Source organism: Serratia sp. szju (assembly GCF_044594185.1).
Taxonomy (GTDB): Bacteria; Pseudomonadota; Gammaproteobacteria; order Enterobacterales; family Enterobacteriaceae; genus Serratia; species Serratia bockelmannii.
Genome location: NZ_CP172576.1, coordinates 2,939,331 through 2,951,646, shown reverse-complemented (window position 1 = coordinate 2,951,646; position 12,316 = coordinate 2,939,331). Strand labels below are relative to the sequence as shown.

Annotated in this window: 12 protein-coding genes; 5 read left to right on the top strand and 7 right to left on the bottom strand. The window is 62.0% G+C overall.

The window, feature by feature from the left end:
- Nucleotides 1-40: 40 nt before the first annotated feature.
- Together nrdB and yfaE are read left to right on the top strand one after the other, a co-directional pair.
- Entirely contained in the window at nt 41-1,171 is a 1,131-nt protein-coding gene (gene nrdB, locus RE418_RS14015) for a class Ia ribonucleoside-diphosphate reductase subunit beta (protein ID WP_399675172.1), read from the top strand.
- Nucleotides 1,172-1,174: 3 nt separating this feature from the next.
- Nucleotides 1,175-1,435, top strand: coding sequence for a class I ribonucleotide reductase maintenance protein YfaE (gene yfaE, locus RE418_RS14010; protein WP_025303642.1), 261 nt, complete (start codon nt 1,175-1,177; stop codon nt 1,433-1,435).
- A 59-nt stretch (nt 1,436-1,494) separates the two neighbouring features.
- Here the strand turns inward: yfaE and RE418_RS14005 are convergent, their stop codons facing one another.
- Together RE418_RS14005 and RE418_RS14000 are read right to left on the bottom strand one after the other, a co-directional pair.
- A complete protein-coding gene (locus tag RE418_RS14005; protein WP_004935921.1) occupies nt 1,495-1,647 on the bottom strand; it encodes a Hok/Gef family protein in 153 nt (50 codons plus the stop codon).
- A gap of 230 nt (nt 1,648-1,877) precedes the next feature.
- The gene (locus tag RE418_RS14000) at nt 1,878-2,699 is read right to left on the bottom strand and encodes a helix-turn-helix domain-containing protein (RefSeq protein WP_043136550.1); all 822 of its coding nucleotides are present in this window, start codon (nt 2,697-2,699) and stop codon (nt 1,878-1,880) included.
- A gap of 116 nt (nt 2,700-2,815) precedes the next feature.
- Between RE418_RS14000 and RE418_RS13995 the strand changes: the two genes are divergently transcribed.
- Entirely contained in the window at nt 2,816-4,024 is a 1,209-nt protein-coding gene (locus RE418_RS13995) for an NAD(P)/FAD-dependent oxidoreductase (RefSeq protein ID WP_225735598.1), read from the top strand.
- 3 nt (nt 4,025-4,027) lie between these two features.
- Here the strand turns inward: RE418_RS13995 and RE418_RS13990 are convergent, their stop codons facing one another.
- Nucleotides 4,028-5,224, bottom strand: a complete 1,197-nt coding sequence (locus RE418_RS13990) for a nicotinamide mononucleotide deamidase-related protein YfaY (RefSeq protein WP_043136517.1) — start codon at nt 5,222-5,224, stop codon at nt 4,028-4,030.
- 245 nt (nt 5,225-5,469) lie between these two features.
- Here RE418_RS13990 and tyrP point away from each other — a divergent pair, with 245 nt between their 5' ends.
- The gene (gene tyrP, locus RE418_RS13985; RefSeq protein WP_004935940.1) at nt 5,470-6,678 is read left to right on the top strand and encodes a tyrosine transporter TyrP; all 1,209 of its coding nucleotides are present in this window, start codon (nt 5,470-5,472) and stop codon (nt 6,676-6,678) included.
- 61 nt (nt 6,679-6,739) lie between these two features.
- On the opposite strand, the gene RE418_RS13980 is transcribed toward tyrP, so the two are convergent.
- On the bottom strand, nt 6,740-7,279 hold the full coding sequence (locus RE418_RS13980; protein ID WP_038876374.1) for a YfaZ family outer membrane protein: 540 nt from the start codon (nt 7,277-7,279) through the stop codon (nt 6,740-6,742).
- 338 nt (nt 7,280-7,617) lie between these two features.
- Between RE418_RS13980 and katA the strand changes: the two genes are divergently transcribed.
- Nucleotides 7,618-9,054, top strand: coding sequence for a catalase KatA (gene katA, locus RE418_RS13975; RefSeq protein ID WP_033651930.1), 1,437 nt, complete (start codon nt 7,618-7,620; stop codon nt 9,052-9,054).
- A gap of 44 nt (nt 9,055-9,098) precedes the next feature.
- Here katA and menE read toward each other — a convergent pair whose 3' ends face one another.
- The 3 genes from menE to menB are packed head-to-tail and all read right to left on the bottom strand — an operon-like array spanning nt 9,099 to nt 12,312.
- Nucleotides 9,099-10,484, bottom strand: a complete 1,386-nt coding sequence (gene menE, locus RE418_RS13970; RefSeq protein WP_399675170.1) for an o-succinylbenzoate--CoA ligase — start codon at nt 10,482-10,484, stop codon at nt 9,099-9,101.
- A complete protein-coding gene (menC, locus tag RE418_RS13965) occupies nt 10,472-11,455 on the bottom strand; it encodes an o-succinylbenzoate synthase (protein WP_049207305.1) in 984 nt (327 codons plus the stop codon). Before menC ends, menE begins: the two co-directional genes overlap by 13 nt.
- The gene (gene menB / locus RE418_RS13960; protein ID WP_089181147.1) at nt 11,455-12,312 is read right to left on the bottom strand and encodes a 1,4-dihydroxy-2-naphthoyl-CoA synthase; all 858 of its coding nucleotides are present in this window, start codon (nt 12,310-12,312) and stop codon (nt 11,455-11,457) included. Before menB ends, menC begins: the two co-directional genes overlap by 1 nt.
- Between the last annotated feature and the right edge of the window lie 4 nt (nt 12,313-12,316).

Below are 12,316 nucleotides of genomic sequence, written 5' to 3'. Positions count from 1 at the left end.
CGGCCCCTTCATTTAGCCACGTTACGATGGATTCAGGCTTATGGCTTACACCACTTTTTCTCAGACCAAAAACGACCAGCTGCAAGAGCCGATGTTCTTCGGCCAGTCGGTAAACGTTGCGCGTTTCGACCAGCAAAAGCATGAAGTCTTCGAAAAGCTGATCGAAAAACAGCTCTCCTTCTTCTGGCGCCCGGAAGAAGTTGACGTTTCCCGCGACCGTATCGATTACCAGGCGCTGCCGGAGCACGAGAAGCACATCTTCATCAGCAACCTGAAATATCAGACGCTGCTGGACTCCATCCAGGGCCGCAGCCCGAACGTCGCCCTGCTGCCGCTGATCTCGATCCCTGAGTTGGAAACCTGGGTGGAAACCTGGTCGTTCTCCGAGACCATCCACTCCCGTTCCTACACTCACATCATCCGCAACATCGTCAACGATCCGGCGTTAGTGTTCGACGACATCGTCACCAATGAAGAGATCAAGAAGCGCGCGAAAGACATTTCCGGCTACTACGACGATCTGATCGAGATGACCAGCTACTATCACCTGCTGGGTGAAGGCACCCACCAGGTGAACGGTAAAACCGTCACCGTCAATCTGCGCGCGCTGAAGAAGCAGCTGTACCTGTGCCTGATGAGCGTGAACGCGCTGGAAGCGATCCGCTTCTACGTCAGCTTTGCCTGCTCCTTCGCGTTCGCCGAGCGCGAACTGATGGAAGGCAACGCCAAGATCATCAAGCTGATCGCCCGCGACGAAGCGCTGCACCTGACCGGCACCCAGCACATGCTGAACCTGATGCGTTCCGGCGCCGACGATCCGGAAATGGCGGAGATCGCCGAGGAATGTCAACAGCAGTGCTACGATCTGTTCGTGCTGGCCGCCCAGCAGGAGAAAGAGTGGGCGGAATACCTGTTCCGCGACGGCTCGATGATTGGCCTGAACAAAGACATCCTGTGCCAGTATGTGGAATACATCACCAATATCCGCATGCAGGCGGTCGGCCTTGGTCTGCCGTTCGAAACCCGCTCCAACCCGATCCCATGGATCAATGCCTGGTTGGTGTCCGACAACGTGCAGGTAGCGCCGCAGGAAGTGGAAGTGAGCTCCTACCTGGTTGGCCAGATCGACTCGGAGATCAACGCCGACGACCTGAGCGACTTCGAACTGTAAGCGATGGCGACGCCAATCGTAACGCTGCGCGCCGCCGGCACGCAGCTCTCCTGCCCCAACAGTGAAAACTGTCTGCTCGACGTGCTGGAACTGCACGACGTGCAGGTGGAGTATCAGTGCCGATCCGGCTATTGCGGTGCCTGCCGCCTGAAGCTGGTGAAAGGTGAAGTGACCTACCGCCAGCAGCCGCTGGCGTTTATCAACGCCGGCGAGATCCTGCCCTGCTGCTGCATGCCGCTGACGGATATCGAGCTGGAAATGTAAAGTCGGGTGCCGGAAACCGCGCCTGGAGACCAGAAGGCGGGGTTGCCCCCGCCCTATGATTACCGCTTCACCTCACACGCCAACCTGATCAGGATAGTGATATTTTCCTGGTAGATTTTCAGCTCGCACAGCGAGTCTCTTATCATCCAGATAAATAACAAAACCGTAATACATACAACGGTTAGCGAGTGAAACACATGCCTTAAGCGCATGCTTGCCTCCTTGCTGTGAAGGGGCTACCATAACGGTGTCTAGGCGTTAGGGCAGCCCCATTCTGATTGAGAGTCAGTTTGGGGCTTTCATCTATCCGCCTTGTCACACAATGCCCAAGACGAACAGTCTCAAGCACCCGCCAAAAGAGTAACAGCATTCCCTCGCCGCGAATATCCCCTATAACCTTATGATTAATTAGGAATATATAACTATCCTCAAAGTATTTCGCTTAGCGCCCCTTGCCTGCCGATGCGGAGAAATAACGTGCCGGAGAATCGCCAAAGGCTTTGCGAAACATGGCGATAAAATTACTCGGCGAGGCATATCCCAGCGTTTCCGCGATCTGCAGCACCGTCTCGCCTTCGGCCAGCTTCGCTAACGCATACGACAACCGGGCCTGCTGGCGCCACTGTGCAAAACTCAACCCCGTCTCGCCGATCATCAGCCGCCGCAGGGTACGCGGCGACATCGCCCCCCATTCAGCCCACGCCTCCAGCGAACGCTCGCTCCCCGGCTGCGCCAGCAAGGCCTGCAGAACGCCGGCCAGGCGCGGATGGGACGACATCGGCAAATGCAGTGGTTCCGTCGGCGCCAAACGTATCTCGTCCCGCATCACCTGCGCCATGCGATCCTGCTCCAGGGTGAGCGCGCTGCGCTTGTCCCAGCCTTCTGCTCGCTGAGCCAGCGCCTGCAGCACGGCGCTAATGCCGATGACGCAGGGTACATTCGACAGATCGTGGCAGGCCTCCGGCGCCAGCAGCAAACTCCAGCCGCTCAGTGCGCCGCAGACCTGCACCCGGTGCTCCGTCGCCGGTGGGATCCAACCCGCCCGCTGAGGCGGAAGCACCCAATCGCCCTGCGCCGTGCGTACATGCAACAAGCCGCTTTCGACGCACAGCAACTGCCCGCGCACATGCTGATGCCAGTCGTATTCGCGCGTGCCCAACCGATACTCCCGGCCTGCCGCGTCGCGGCCGCCAAGGGCGATCAGCCAGGGGCCCGCCCGCCATTCGCTGCAGTCAGCGTCAGTGAAGTGAGGGTTATCGTTCACATTGGCCACTTATCACTATTTTTAGTCCAGATACCGTTATATCAACCTTTTCCTGCGCCGACATAATGAAATGCTTCCGGCCGCTCCCGTTTGTGGCCACTGACTCACGAGGGAACATGATGACAACACCCAGCATTGGCATTATCGGCGCCGGGCCCGGCGGTCTGTGTCTGGCTCAGGGGCTGAGCCGCTTCGGCATCCACGCCACGGTGTTTGAACGCGACACCACGCCGCAAGCGCGCGATCAGGGCTACCGGCTGCGCATCGATCCGTCTGGCCAGCAGGCGCTGGCCGCCTGCCTGCCGCCGGCGCACTACCGGTTGCTCTGCGCCGGCAGCGCGCAAAACAGCGGCGAGAGCAATCTATGGGATCCGCAGCTTGCCCCGCTCACCGGCCGGCGCCCCGAGCACTGGTTGCCGTCCAGCCAGCGCCAAACGCAAGAACCGAGCGGCGATCTCGGCATTCATCGCCAAACGCTGCGCGAGATCCTGCTTGCCGGCCTGCAAGACCGGGTGCGTTTCGGCCATACCTTGCGTGAATTTGCACAAACGCCGCAGGGCGTGGAGCTACAGTTCGTCAACGGCGAGCAGGTGCGAGTCGATGTGCTGATCGCCGCCGACGGCGTCAACTCGCTGGTGCGGCGGCGCTGCCTGCCCGAGGCGGGGCCCGAAGACAGCGGCACGGTCACTCTTTACGGCAAAACGCCGCTCGATGCGGCAACCCGGGCCCAATTGGCCCCTGAGCTGCTGAACGGCGTATCGGTGATCTTCGCCGACGGCGTATCGCTGGTGATTGAACCAATGCGCTTTCAGGCGCCCTTGGCGCAGCTGGCGGCCGACTACGCGCCCGATTGCCGCCTCACGCCGGTCGACGATTATCTCTATTGGGCCTGTATCGGATCGGCTGAACGGCTCGGCGGGCCGACACGGGCGAAGGGAAGCGCAACGCTGCAGGCGCATGTACGGCATATCTCGCAGGGATGGGCGCCCGCTTTGCAAACGGCGTTAGCGCTGGCGGATCCCCTGTCGCTCAGCGTGCGGACGGTGCAGGTTACGGCGGCAATGCCGGAATGGCACAGCGAACGCATCGCCTTTCTCGGCGACGCCGTGCACGCCATGAGCCCGGCGGGCGGGCTTGGCGCCAACACCGCGCTGGCGGACGCCGCCAGCCTGGCGACGCATCTGGCGCAAGCCGGCAGCGCCGCGCAGGCGCTCAGGGACTACGGTCTGGAACTGCACGTGCGGGGTGCCGCGGCGATACGCCTGTCACGGCTGGCGTCCGAACGGCTGCAGCAAAGCCGTGACGCCGGCAACTCGGCGCCATGACCGTCACTCGATAATTTCCACTACCTCCAGCCAGGCGTTTTTACCGCACGCCTGGCCCCCATTCAGCCAGCGGCGCAGCATATCCAGCGCCAGCATCGCCACCGACTCCTGACGCAGCCGCAGGCCGTGGCGCGACGCACGATAACGCACGGTCTGGCCAATACCGCCGCGCGGCGTGTGCAGCGCAATGCTCACCTGCTCATCGCGCATGGCGCTGACCGCCAACGCCAACGGCGCACCGGTCAACTCCGCCAGCGAGCGGGCGCGGGCCAGCGTCGTTTCCAGCGTTTCGATACAGTGCGCCGGCAGCAGCTCGCCCCCCGCCAGCGGTGCACCCTCGCTTTGCAGCTGCAGATTGATCAACCCGCCGCTGAATTGCTCGCTCAACGCCAGCTTCAGCCCTTGCTGACTCAGCCGCTGCGTTAACAACGCCGGCAACCCGACGGTGCCTTCAAAAATGCAGTTGTCCCCCGCCACTTCGCGCACGCGCCGCCATGCCTGCTCCATTTCCGCACGCCGGCTTTCCGGCCCGGTCAGCTTCAGTTCGATAATCGGGCTGGATGAGCGGTAACCCAGCACCACTTCCGGCGGCAGCGGCATGCCATCCAGCTCGGCGGCCAGATCGCTCTCGGAAGTGCCGAACGTCGTCAGGCGCAGGCACAGCGGCGGCGCCGGTAAGGTGAAGCGCTGGCGCAGGCGCGGCACGATCTGCTGTTCGACCATCACTTTGAATTCCGACGGTACACCGGGAGTGAAGAACATCTGACATTTGTTCAGCTGCAATGCGAAACCGCAGGCGGTGCCCACCGGGTTATCCAGCATTTCCGCGTTGGCCGGGATCTGCGCCTGCTTACGATTGGAAGGAGCCATCGGCCGCCCACGCTCGGTGAAATAGGCTTCCATGCGCGCCAGCCAGTCGGCCCGTTCGACCAGCTCTACGCCACAGGCTTTCGCCGCGGCCAGCGCGCTGAGATCGTCGCTGGTCGGCCCCAGGCCGCCGTTGACGATCAGCACATCGGCGATATGGCTTCGTTCCTGCAGGATCTCGATCAACGCAGAGAGGCTGTCCCCGACCGTTTCACGCCCGCTCATCGGCAGCCCCTGCTGGAACAGGTAGTCCGCCAGCCAGGCGGCGTTGGTATCAATAATTTGCCCGTGCAGCACCTCATCGCCGGTGCTGAGCATCTCCACCCTTAACATTGATCTCTCCCACATTTTTTGGTCATTCCACTATAGAAGCCCGTAAATAACTTTTCACTAGCCGCCTGCGGATAATTTCAGCCATGGGTCCGTTTCTCATGTGCGATGCAGGCTTGCGAGATGTAAACATTAATGTACATCGTGCGTAACGTCGGTTTGACACAAATTAGGGCTTCCACTATCCTGCCATCCTCATAAATCGTTACCTATAATTTTCAAAATCTTTCGGCTGGTAGAGAAAAAACGTGAAGAATCGCACTCTTGGCAGTGTTTTTATCGTGGCGGGCACCACCATTGGCGCCGGGATGCTGGCGATGCCGCTGGCGGCGGCCGGCGTCGGTTTCGGCGTCACGCTGGCCTTACTGGTCGGGCTGTGGCTGTTGATGTGTTACACCGCGCTGTTACTGGTGGAGGTTTACCAGCATGAGCAGGCGGATACCGGTCTGGGCACGCTCGCCAAACGTTATCTCGGCGGCGGCGGCCAGTGGCTGACCAGCTTTAGCATGATGTTCCTGATGTACGCCCTCACCGCCGCCTATATCAGCGGCGCCGGCGAACTGCTCGCCACCAGCATCAGCCAATGGACGTCGCAGGACTTCCCGGTGTCGCTCGGCGTCCTGCTGTTCACCCTGGTGGCCGGCGGCGTGGTGTGCATCGGCACCCACTCGGTCGACTTGTTCAACCGCATCCTGTTCAGCGCGAAAGTGGTGTTCCTGGTGGTGATGCTCGGCCTGATGTTGCCGAATATCCACCAGACCAATCTGATGACGTTGCCGCTGGAGCAAGGCCTGGCGCTGTCGGCCATTCCAGTGATCTTCACCTCTTTCGGCTTCCACGGCAGCGTGCCGAGCATCGTCAACTACATGGGCGGCAACATTCGCAAACTGCGTTGGGTGTTTATCATCGGCAGCGCGATCCCGCTGATCGCCTATATCTTCTGGCAGCTGGCGACGTTGGGCAGCATCAGCTCCGACACCTTCGTCGGCATCCTGGCTCAGCAGGCCGGGCTAAACGGCCTGTTGCAGGCGGTGCGTGATGCAGTAGCTTCACCGCACGTTGAACTGGCGGTGCACCTGTTCGCCGATCTGGCGCTGGCGACCTCGTTCCTCGGCGTCGCGCTCGGGCTGTTCGATTTCCTGGCTGACCTGTTCAAGCGTCAAGATAACGTGCGTGGCCGCCTGCAAACCGGCGCCATCACCTTCCTGCCGCCGCTGGCCTTCGCGCTATTCTACCCGCGCGGTTTCGTGCTGGCGCTGGGTTTCGCCGCCATCGCCCTGTCGGTGCTGGCGCTGCTGCTGCCTTCGCTGCTGGTGTGGAAAACTCGCCAAAAGCATCAGGCACAATATCGCGTCTGGGGCGGCACCCCTGCGCTGGCGTTGGTGTTTGTCTGCGGGGTAACGGTGATCGCCATTCAACTGGGCATCGCCAGCGGCATGCTGCCGGCGGTCGGGTAAGCGCCGAAAGACAAGAAATGATAGAGAGAAAGGGGCCGCAATGGCCCCTTTTTTCGCAGCCTTAGAAGCTCAGGCCGACACCGACATAAGGGCCATCGGCCAGGGTGTTGTCGCGACGCCCGTCTTTGCCTTCCATCTGCATGTAACGGTAGCCCACGTCCACGCTCAGCGGACGGAACTTCCAGCGCAGGCCGCCGCTGGCTTCGTTATAGGCCTTCACGCCGCTGGTGAAAGAGTCAGGCGCAAAGTAACCTTCGCCGTGCAGGCTGAAGTAGCGGTTGATCTCCCACTCCAGGCCGCCGCCCAGCGCGACCGCCCCGCCGCTCTTCCCGTCTTTCGGGCTGAGGTACAGCGCTTTGGCACCTACGGTCGCCGTCAACGGCCCCAGCGGCACACCGAAGTTCAACCCCACGCTGCCGACGTTGCCGTCGTGGTCGCTGCGCGCCCAGTTGCCGGTCAAGCCCAGACCTGAAGAGCCGGTGCTCATGCCAACGCCCAGGTTGGTGTAGTGTTGCCCGGCTTCGCCCGACACGCTGATGGCGTTCGCCGCACCGGTCACAAACAGCAATCCTGCCGCGCACGCGACCCAAGTCTTTTTCATCATCTTTCCCTCTGGTTTGTCATCCGTACCGAATGATCGAATCAACGCATAATAATAACGTCATGAGTCTATACCAAAGCGCAATGAGTATTTAAGGGATAAAAGCGAAAAAATTCTTCAATAATCAAATAAATGTAAAAATTTGCAAACAAAAATCCATATTCGTCAAGGCGATGCCAACGATAACCGAGACCTATTTGCCGTCGCTCGGCAATAGGGCTACAACTAGTAGTGGCTTTGACCAAGGTCAGGGGAAGAAGCCCCGCCAAAGGACTATGCTGATGAACGCTTAAACCGCCCGAGTCTTTACTTAACTGCACTACGATAAGGAGCAAGTGATGAGCAAGAAAGGACTGACCACCGCAGCCGGCGCCCCGGTTGTCGATAACAATAACGTGATCACCGCAGGCAAACGCGGCCCGATGCTGTTGCAGGACGTGTGGTTCCTGGAAAAACTGGCCCACTTCGACCGTGAAGTCATCCCCGAGCGTCGCATGCACGCCAAGGGTTCCGGCGCCTACGGCACCTTTACCGTTACCCACGACATCACCCGCTACACGCGCGCCAAGATCTTCTCCGAAATCGGTAAGCAGACCGACATGTTTATCCGCTTCTCCACCGTCGCCGGTGAGCGCGGCGCCGCCGACGCCGAGCGCGACATTCGCGGTTTCGCCATGAAGTTCTATACCGAAGAAGGCAACTGGGATTTGGTGGGTAACGATACGCCGGTGTTCTATCTGCGCGATCCGCTGAAATTCCCCGATCTCAACCACGTGGTGAAACGCGATCCGCATACCAACCTGCGCAACCCAGTCTACAAGTGGGACTTCTTCTCCCACCTGCCGGAGTCGCTGCACCAGCTGACCATCGACTTCAGCGATCGCGGCATTCCGAAATCCTACCGTCACATGCACGGTTTCGGCAGCCACACCTTCAGCTTTATCAATGCCGCCAACGAACGTTTCTGGGTGAAATTCCACTTCCGCTGCGAGCAAGGCATTGAAAACCTGATGGATGAAGAAGCGGAAGCGATCATCGCCAAGGATCGCGAAAGCTCACAGCGCGATCTGTTCGATGCGATCAAACGCGGCGACTTCCCGCGCTGGAAGCTGCAAATTCAGATCATGCCGGAGCATGAGGCCTCGCAGACGCCATACAACCCGTTCGACCTAACCAAGGTGTGGCCGCACGGCGACTACCCGCTGATCGACGTCGGCTTTTTCGAGCTGAACCGCAACCCCGACAACTACTTCTCCGAGGTTGAGCAGGTGGCGATGAACCCCGCTAACGTGGTGCCGGGCATCAGTTTCTCGCCGGATAAAATGCTGCAGGGCCGCCTGTTCTCCTATGGCGATGCGCACCGCTACCGCCTGGGCGTCAACCACCACCAGATCCCGGTGAACGGCGCCAAATGCCCGTTCCACAACTACCATCGCGACGGCGCGATGCGCGTGGACGGCAACAGCGGCAACGGCGCCACCTACGAACCGAACAGCTTCGGCCTGTTCCAGGAGCAGCCGGACTTCAGCGAGCCGCCGCTGAGCATTGAGGGCGCGGCCGACCACTGGAATCATCGTGAAGACGACGATTACTACAGCCAGCCGCGCGCGCTGTTCAACCTGCTGAGCGCCGAAGAGCACCAGCGCATGTTCACCCGCATCGCCGGCGAACTGTCGCAGGTGCCGGAACACATCCAGCGCCGTCAGGTCGAGCTGTTCACCAAGGTGCACCCCGACTACGGCGCCGGCGTCGCCAAGGCGTTGGGGCTGAAATAATCCCCCTGCATCATTCACTCAGCCGCCCTTTCGGGCGGCTTTTTTTATGCCGGACGCAGGCGCTCCGCCACCCATACCTGCAACCGGCGGCGCGAAATCTTGATGCCGCCGTTTTTCAGCTCGTCAGGCAGCGGAAGCAATGCCGTCGGGCGTTGGAAATTGGCGAGCTTATCCTGCGACCAGGCGAGCAGCGTCGGCAGCGACAGCGACGGATCGCCATCGATTACCGCCACCGGCCGCTGGCCGAACTCGGCGTCCGCCACCGGCACCACAAACGCCTGCGATATCTGCGGGTGCGCCGCCAGCACGCGTTCGATATCTTCCGGCTGCACCCCTTCGCCACCGCTGAAAAACAGGTTGTCCAGCCGGCCGAGAATGCGTAGCTCCCCCTCGATCATCGCGCCGCGATCGCGGGTCGGGAACCAGCCCTGTTCATCGGCCAACGGCTGCAGATGGCCATGACGCCAGTAGCCAAGCGCCAGGCTGTCGGCGCGGATCCAGACCTCTTCATCCACCAGTTTTACCTCGCGGCCGCCGAGCGGCAGGCCGACACCCGGCCGCGCATCGGCGCGCTTGGCGCACACCGTGGAGGCCAGTTCGGTCAGCCCGTAGCCGCACCAGCAACGGATCCCCGCCGCCTCCGCCCGCTCGGTCAGTTCCACCGGGATCATCGCGCCGCCGAGCAGCACCGCCTTCAGCGTCATGTCCGCCAGCGGTTGCGCCAGCAGCCGCCACAGCTGGGTCGGCACCAACGAGGCATGCGTGCATCCCGCCAACGCCTCGTTCAGCGGGTGCATCTCGCGCACCGCCAACCGGGCGCCCGCCGCCAGCCAGCGCCAGACGATACCCTGGCCGGAGACGTGAAACAGCGGCAATGACAGCAGCCAGCAATCCTCGCGCTGAAACGCCATCAGCCGCAACACCCCGGCGGCGCTGGCCAGATGGTTGGCGTAGCTGTGTGCGGCCGCCTTCGGCATGCCGCTGGAGCCCGAGGTCAGCGTCAGCGTCGCCAGACGCTGCGCATCCCACGTAGGCAGGTTCGGCCAGCGCGGCTCGGTCGAGGGCGGCGTCAATCGAATCACGTCTTCCGGCAGCGCCGGCAACGAGTCCGGACCGAAGACAAAGGTCATATCCAATTCCGGCAACAGCTGCGCCAGCAGCGGCGTCGGCAAGGCGGGATTGAGCGGCAATAGGCGTGCGCCGCACTGCAACAGCGCCAGATAGGCCAGCAGCAGCGGATAGCTGTTTTTACCGCACAGCGCCACGCCGCAGCCCGGTTCAACGCCCTGATGCTGGAAATCCGCCGCCAGCTCATCCACCTGGCTCTGCAACGCCAGCCAGCTCAGCGGTTGTTCGCCGAGCATCAGCGCCGTCGCCTGCGGCTGAGTGCGGGCCCAGTGTCGCCACGGCCAATCGTTCAACGGCGCCATAGGCACTCCAACGCCGAGACATCCAGCAGCGGCAACGCGCTGCCCGGCCACGGGCGCAGCACCTGCGCCTGCATCAACCCCAGCGTATCCAGCCCCGGCACGGTGTCCGGCGTCAGCCAATGGGCGATGCGCGCCAGTTGGGTCAACCCCAGGCTGGATTCGAGGCTGGAGCTGATCACCGCCGTCAGGCCCGCCGCGTGCGCCTGCGCCACCAGCGTCTGGCAACGCGCCAGGCTGCCGACCAGCGTCGGCTTGATCACGATGGCCGCCACGCCCGGCTCGGCCTGCACCACAAAGTCCGCCTCCCGCACGCTCTCATCCCAGGCGATGGCGATACCGGTCGCCCGGGCGAAGTCACGCGATTCATCACGGGTCTTGCAGGGCTCTTCCAGGAAAGAGATACGATCGCGCCATGCCGGGTTAACATACCTGGCGAAGCCGTCGGCCTTGGCGCGGGTCCAGCTGCGGTTGGCGTCCAGCCGCAGCCGCAGATCCGGCAACGCCTCCAGCAACACGTTGACGATCATGCCGTCCCGCACCGCCTCATACAGCCCCACCTTCACCTTGGCGACTTTCTCGCCCGGCAAAGCGCTCAATGTCTCGAACAGCTCATCCGGATCGCCGGTGCACAGCGGCGCCTTGCGAAAATCCGCCTGCATCGGCAAACGCTGCTCCAGCTCGGCCTGCGCACAGCTGAGCCCAAAGGCCACCGAGGGCAGCGCGCTGTGCTCCGGTTCGTTGCCCGCCAACCAGGCCTGCAGCCAGCCCAACGCGGCCTGTTCGGCCTGCGCCGGCGTTTCCCGGCTGAATTCCGGCAGCGGCGCGATTTCTCCCCAACCTTCACGCTCGCCCTGACACAGCTGCACCACCCATCCGTCACGCGTTTTCAACCGTTGATTGCGCAGCACCACGCCCGCCTCCATCGGCAGGCTGTAACGGTATAGCGCCGCGCTGCGGTTTGCCCCGTTCATTACGGGTTACGCTTGAATTTGCTGAAGTCCGGTTGGCGCTTCTCGTTGAACGCGTTGCGCCCTTCCTGCCCTTCGTCGGTCATGTAGAACAGCATGGTGGCGTTGCCCGCCAGCTCCTGCAAACCGGCCTGGCCGTCGCAGTCGGCATTCAGCGCCGCCTTCAGACAGCGCAGTGCCATCGGGCTGTTCTGCAGCATTTCGCGGCACCAGCGCAGCGTCTCTTTTTCCAGTTCGGCCAGCGGCACCACGGTATTGACCAGGCCCATGTCCAGCGCGGCGGCGGCGTCGTACTGGCGGCACAGGAACCAGATTTCGCGCGCCTTCTTCTGGCCGACGATGCGCGCCATGTAAGACGCGCCCCAGCCGCCGTCGAACGAGCCCACTTTCGGACCGGTCTGGCCGAAGATGGCGTTATCCGCCGCGATGGTCAGATCGCACATCATGTGCAGCACGTGGCCGCCGCCGATCGAATAGCCGGCCACCATCGCCACCACCGGCTTCGGGCAGGTGCGGATCTGGCGTTGGAAGTCCAGCACGTTGAGGTGGTGTACGCCGCTGTCGTCGCGATAGCCGCCGTAGTCGCCGCGCACTTTCTGATCGCCGCCGGAGCAGAAGGCCTTATCGCCGGCGCCGGTCAGAATAATGACGCCGATGCCGTCGTCGTAACGGGCGTTGGCCAGCGCGTCGATCATCTCTTTGACCGTTTGCGGGCGGAACGCGTTGCGCACCTGCGGCCGGTTAATGGTGATTTTGGCGATGCCGTCGGCGGATTTGTGATACAGGATGTCTTCGAAATCGCCGGTGCAATCCTGCCAGGCGATAGCGGCATACAGGTGTTCTTCATTCGGATAAAGCATGTTC